The following is a 6,173-nucleotide window of genomic DNA, read 5'->3' as shown; positions in this document are numbered from 1 at the left end:
CGGTGTCGTAGTCGTCGGCGGGTGCGCGACGCGGCTGGGTGGCGTAGTCGTCGGCGGGCGTGCGGCGGGCGCCGTCGGCAGGCGTGCGTCGGGGCCCGGTGTCGTAGTCGTCCGCCGGTCCGCGCCGCGGTCGCTCGCCGCGTCCGGTGCCGTGGGGATCGTGGTCGTCGGCGGACCCGCGTCCGGTGCCGTAGTCGTCCGGGGATGTGCGGCGGGCCGCCTCGTGGTCGTCCGACGCCCCGCGCCACGACCGCTCGCCGCGACCGCCACCGTAGGAGTCGGTGCGGTCGGCGCGGTCGTCCCGCCCACCGGCCCCCGCCCGCCCCGTCCCGTGGTCGTCCGCGGCCGCCCGGCGCGGGCGCCGGCCGAGGTCGTCCGGCGTCGAGCCGCGCCGCTGCCCGCCGTCCTCCGTGCGGTAGGCGGCGAACGTCTCGCGCGGGGCCGTGCCCCAGTCGTCGTCATCGTGGGCGGCGCGGCGAGGCCCCGGCATGCCGTCGGAGGCGCGGGGCCGCACCGTGCCGAAGCGGACGTGCTCCAGCAGCGTGCGCAGCGTCGGCTGGACGGCGCGCTGGTCGCCGAACTCGGTGTCCAGCGCGGCCGGCAGCGTCTCCGCCCAGAACTCCCACAGCGGCCGGACCCAGCCCTCGACCCGCTCACCGCCGCGCTCCCGGCGGTCCGCGAGCAGTTCGAGCTGGCGCGGGGCGATCTTCTCGACCAGCTCGACGAAGAGGGGGTGCGGGTCGCTGCCCGCCCGTGCCAGCCCGGCCGGCTGCGCCCCCATCAGCTCGCGGCAGTAGTCCTCCACGGTCCGCTCGTCGTCGAGGACCGTCCACCGCTCGTACGAGCGCAGCAGCTCCGCCCAGCTCGACACGCCGCCGGGGAAGTCCCCGAGCCGCAGCCGGACGCCCGGGACATGCGCCCCCTCCTCGGGGAAGAGCCGCAGCCGGATCCGGGCCGGCGATGTCGGGTCGCCGTCCACCACGTCCACCTGGCCGTTCCACATGCAGCACAACAGCCGGTGCAGGATGGTGCGGCGGTCGTCCTCGCTGCTGACCATCCAGCTGTCCCGGAAGCCGAGCCGCTGGCGCCAGCGCAGCACGTCGTGGGCCTGCTCGGAGTCCTTCGCCCGGGCCCACTGACGCAGCACCTTGCGGGCCTCGGGCACCTGGGTCAGGCTCATCTCGCTGCGGAAGAGGACGACGGTGACCGAGTCGCTCTCCACCCCCCGGTACTCCACGGAGTTCTTCGCGTCGGACGGCAGCCGCAGCGCCTTGCCGAGGTACTCCTGCACCTCCTCCACCGCCTGCACCCGCGGGTACGTCACCAGCGCCCGCAGGGGCCCGGTCCCCTCCGGCGTGAAGCCGACCGGCAGCAGCCCGGTCAGCTTGCGCCCGAACAGGTCGAGCGCCTCCTTGCTGACCTGGTCGGTGGCGCTCGCGTCACCCGCCGCGGCGGCCAGCAGCGTGCTCATGGCCGGCAGCAGCGGGCGCTCCTCCAGGCGTTCGCCGCTCTCCGCGAACAGCCGCGTGATGCGCCCTTCCAGCAGTGCCTTGACGGTCGCCACCGCGCCCTCGGGGTTGCGCCGGCTGACCGCGTGGACCGTGCGCCAGGTGTCACCGCCGACCAGGCGGAGCAGCAGCGCGGCCTCGTCGTCGGTCTCGCGCAGGCCCTCCCGGCGGATCAGCCGCGTCACGACGTCCTCGTAGAAGTGGTTGAGGGTGCGCTGCGGCGGCAGCAGGTACGAGATGCCCGTGCGGTCCTCGTACAGTTCGAGGCCCTTCTGCGCGGAGATCTTGCGCTCCTGGTCGCTGTGCCTGCGGAAGGCGTTCACCAGGCGTCCGAGGTCGGCTCCGGCCGTGTCCGCCTGCGGCTGCCAGTGCTGCTGCTGGTCGCGCCACGCCTCGTGCCACACCGTCCGGCAGCGCCACCGGTACCAGTCGTCCTGCTCCTGGACGGCGGCCTGGACGTCCTCGTCGCCCCAGCGGGCCGGGGACATGCCGGCCAGACGGCCCTTGATCCGCGGTGCCTTGGGCGGCTGCTCGGTGACGCCGGGCGGCCGCTGCGGGGCGCGGGAGCGGCTGTCCAGCATGCCGAGGAACCCGAGCCGGGTGATCGGGTCGTCGCTGTCCGGGACGCCACGGACGACCCGCTCGGCGAGGAAGGGGTCCACGGTCTGGAGCAGCTTGTCGATGGCGGGGCGCGGGGCGAACCGGTCGGCCATCAGGGCGGCCTGGCGTTCGGCGTCCATCCGCAGGTCGGACAGCAGCCGCTGCATGTCCGAGATCCGTTCGCCCAGGGCCTGTTCGATGTTCCTGCCGCCGCGCGGCAGCGGATCCGGCTCGGGCACGTCCAGCTGTCGGCGTTCCCAGAGCTCCTCCAGATGGGAGTCGGCGAAGAGCTGACGGATCATCGGCACCGTACTGTCCCGCAGCACCGCGCGCGGCCGCTCGACGAGGTCGGTGACGGCCTCCCGCAGCAGCCGGCCGGCCACCAGGTCGGCCAGCTGGTCCATGGGCGCGGTCATGGAGGCGACCAGGCTGGTGGAGACGCCCTGCCTCCCGATGCCGGTGGGGGACAGGGCGCTGCGGTGCACGCCGCGGTTGATGAAGCTGGCGGCGAAGGTCTGGTAGTCGTCGTCGGCCGCCATCGTGCGGCCCTGGGACCGGCCGTCGCCGAGTTCGGTGCCGATCAGCGACATCACCAGGGACACGATGGAGCGGCGCAGGTCGTCCGCGCGGATGCCGGCCGTCGGGCTGAACAGGAACGCCGTCGGCAGGATGCCGGTGCGCAGCCGGATCGGCATGGTGCCGGGGTAGCGGATGCCCATCCCGGCGTCGTGGTCGAGGTCGCCGATCTCCGCGCCCTCGGTCGGCGCGTTCTGCCCGTCGACCAGGCGGAACAGGTCCACCAGCGCGCGGGCGGCGTTGAGGTCCGCCTCGCGCCCGCCGCCGGAGGCCGCCGAGAACGACGACGGCATCACGACCAGCGGGTAGATCTTCACCCCGTCGAAGCGACGCAGCTGGAACGCGTGGTTGATCAGGTGCAGGTAGTCCAGGAAGATCCCGGCGCCGGTGCCGCCGGCCACCGAGAAGGCGACGAACACGTCGCAGCCGTTGGTCTTGCCCCCGCCGAACTCGCTGAGCCCGCCGGCCGCCTTGGCGATCGCGTCGATCGCCTGGAGCAGGGGTTCGAGGACCGGTGCGAGTCCGTGCCGGAGGGTGGCGAACAGCGCCGCGCGCCCGACGGTGGGCAACTGGCCGGCGCCGTTGTGCAGCGGGGTGACCTTGGGCTCGTCGATGCGCGGCGGCAGCCAGTCGGCGACCTCCTCGCGCATGCTCGCCCGGAGCATCTTCGTGACCTCGGGCGAGGCGTCGAAGTTCGGCAGCAGGTTGTGGGTGGCCCGCGAGGTGCGGGCGTACGCGGCCCGCAGGGACGGGTCCACGTTGAACTGCGGCAGTCGCTGCAGGTCGCCTTCGCTGTAGTCCGCGTACACGAACTGAAGGCCGTCGGGAAGCTGGTAGGGCGCGTAGCCGTTCAGCCCGGTGAGCGCCAGGCCGTCCGGGCCGCACAGTTCGGCGCGCAGTCTGCGCTCCAGCTCGGCGCCGACCAGGCCGCCGGTGCCGCCCAGGCCGACGAAGAGCATCGGCTGGAAGATCTTCATGGGTTCCTCCCCGCTGGCGGCCGTCGCGGGCCGCTGGTTCGTGCTCGGTTCGTACGTGGGGTGCGCGTGGGGCGCGTGGTGGGCGGGGCGGGCGCGGAGGTGACGTGCCCGCCCCGCGCGTCACATGTACGAGTCGTAGGCGCCGCCCGTGCCGTCTCTCTCGCCGGACGCCGCCCCGGACCGGGAACCGGAGGCCGGCCCGGCCCCGGCGCCGGTGGCCGCCCCGCCGCGGGCCGAGGCCGACGGCCTGCGGTTGCGGGGGCCGCGGGTCTCCTCGCCGAGGGCCAGGCTCACCGTGTCGTTGAGCGAAACCTGCCCGCGCACGGGCAGCGGCGTCCGCCCGCCGCCGCGCCGGCGCAGCACCGCTCCGCCCTCGGGGTTGCGTTGGACGGCGTACTCGCCGTGGGTCCGGCGCTCGATGCGCGGGGCGCGGTGCGGCTCGGCGAGGGAGAACTCGTACCACTGCTTGTGCCCGTGTCCGGCGACGTGGTCGGTGCCCACGGCCTCGCCGTCCGCGGAGACCAGGCGCAGCACTAGGCCGTGCGGGTCCCTGCGGGCGCGGCGCTGCCGCATCCAGGCGAGCACCGCGACGGCGGCCAGGACGAGCACTGCCGCGCCCGCGACCACCGCCCACCAGTACTTCTCCCAGAAGCCGGGCTCCGGGGTGACCTGCACGGACAGCGGTGTACGGACCAGTGTCCGGTCGTCGTCGCCGGCGTCGGCGACCGTGACGGTGCCCGACAGGCGCAGTCCGTCGTCGCCGAGCCGGTCGCCGAAGACGTTGGCGGGGGCGACCGTGATCTTCACCTTCCGGGTGCCGGACTCGCCGGGCGCGAGCTGGATCTCGGCCGGGCCGACCGACAGCAGCTCGGGGCGCACGTCGGCCACGGACAGCCGCAGGGTGTGCCGTTCCTCGCTGTTGTTGCGGACGGTGAGGGTGCCGGTGACGCTGCCGCCGGGGTGGGTGTCGCCGTCGGGCAGTTCCAGCGCGGTGGTGACGGGCAGCTCGCCGGGCGCGATCTCGCCGAGCTCGCTGCGGGTGTCCGCCCGCAGCCCGGACGCGGTCAGGGTGCCGTCCACCTTCAGCGCTCCGTCGGCGCCCTGGGGGATGGTCACCGTGCCGCTGAAGGAACCGTCGTCGGCCTTCGGGTCGGCGCCCTTGCCGTCGTCGGCGAGGGACACGGCCTGCGCCGGGAATCCGTCGCCGGTCAGCTCGCTGCTGACGCGCAGCCCCGCGTAGTCCTCGGGGTCCTTGATCTGGTAGCCCTCGCGGGTGTGCAGCCGCATCGTCACCGTGACCTTCTCGCCGGGCCGCGGCGAGGGCGGGTCCATGGTGATGGCGCCGCCCAGCTCGCCCTGCCACAGCACGCTCACCGCGACGGGCAGCGAGCGGTGCCCCTCCGGGGCCTCGGCCTTCACCCGCCAGGTGCCGGGCAGCGGGTCGGTGATCTTCAGCGCCTCCACGGGGCCGTCGCCGCCCGCCAGTTCGAAGTGGGAGCCGCGGCGGTCACCGCTGGTGGGGACCTCCTGGCCGCTGGGGTCGAGGTAGGTGATCCGCACCTCGGGGTCGCCCTTGTCGACGACGATGCTGCCGACGGTCGCCAGCGGCGAGATACCGATCTCCAGGGTGGCCGGCGGCTTCTTGCTGGGCCCCTCCTCGTGGCGCAGGCAGTGGGCGGCGGCGAAGATCTTCTCCAGTGCCGTGCCGACGTCCCCGGCGCCGGACACCTTCTGCGCCTTCGGGCCGGCCGAGGGCAGGTTCACGCAGCCCTTCCGGTAGCCGCCCGCCGCCATCCGGTCGAGCTGCTCCTTGTCGGGTTCGTCGCCGAAGCCGAGCGGCCAGATCTGCACGTTCTGCGCGCGGGCGTTGGCCAGTTCCTTGGTGAGCTGCCGCTCGCCCTCGGCCGCGCGGTGTGCGGGGTCGCCGTACTTCTCGCTGTCGGTGACGTCCATCTTGCCGTCGGTGAGGACGAACAGCACGCGCGGCTCCGACGGGTCGGTGCCGGTGGTGAGGTCGTGCACTCCCTGACGTATCGCGGTCGGGAAGTCGGTGCCGGTGCCCTCGCTCTTCTCGCGGGCGCTCAGCCTGTCCACGCAGGCGCCGATCGTCTTGCGTCCGGCCGCGTCCAGGGTGGTGCGCGGGCACACCGGGTCGACCGCGCGCTGGCCGGCGGACTCGGCGGCGGCGAACCCGAAGACGGTGACGTGGGAGGACGAGGAGACGTCGCCCAGGGCGATGCGGGCGGCGGCGGCCTTCTCGGCCTTCATGTCCTCCGGTGCGAGACTGGCCGACTCGTCCACGGCGACGGCGTAGTTGACCGACGGAAAGGCGGGCGCGGAGTCCGCCACCGGCACCGGATCCCTGCCGGAGGGTGTCAGCAGGGACACGAGCACCGCGGTGCCGCCCAGCACCACGACCGCGGCGCGCCGCGCCCGGCCTCTCCCCGTCCGCCGTATTCCCCAGGTTCTCTGCACGGCCGTCCCCTTGGTTCTCGGTACTTCTCTGCGTGGT

At 74.2% G+C, this 6,173-nt stretch carries 2 protein-coding genes; both read right to left on the bottom strand.

Going from position 1 to position 6,173, the window contains the following annotated elements; all coding sequences use genetic code 11:
• The coding region (locus ACGF3H_RS11145) for a tubulin-like doman-containing protein (RefSeq protein WP_393816476.1) at positions 1–3,661 on the bottom strand (3,661 nt) is incomplete at its 3' end.
• A 120-nt stretch (positions 3,662–3,781) separates the two neighbouring features.
• Positions 3,782–6,136 (bottom strand): VWA domain-containing protein, encoded by a 2,355-nt coding sequence (locus ACGF3H_RS11140; protein ID WP_362485971.1) that lies wholly within the window; start codon positions 6,134–6,136, stop codon positions 3,782–3,784.
• Positions 6,137–6,173: the final 37 nt, after the last annotated feature.

It is taken from the genome of Streptomyces sp. NPDC048185 (assembly GCF_043202495.1).
In the GTDB taxonomy this organism is placed as follows: domain Bacteria; phylum Actinomycetota; class Actinomycetes; order Streptomycetales; family Streptomycetaceae; genus Streptomyces.
This window is presented reverse-complemented; position numbering and strand designations above follow the sequence as displayed.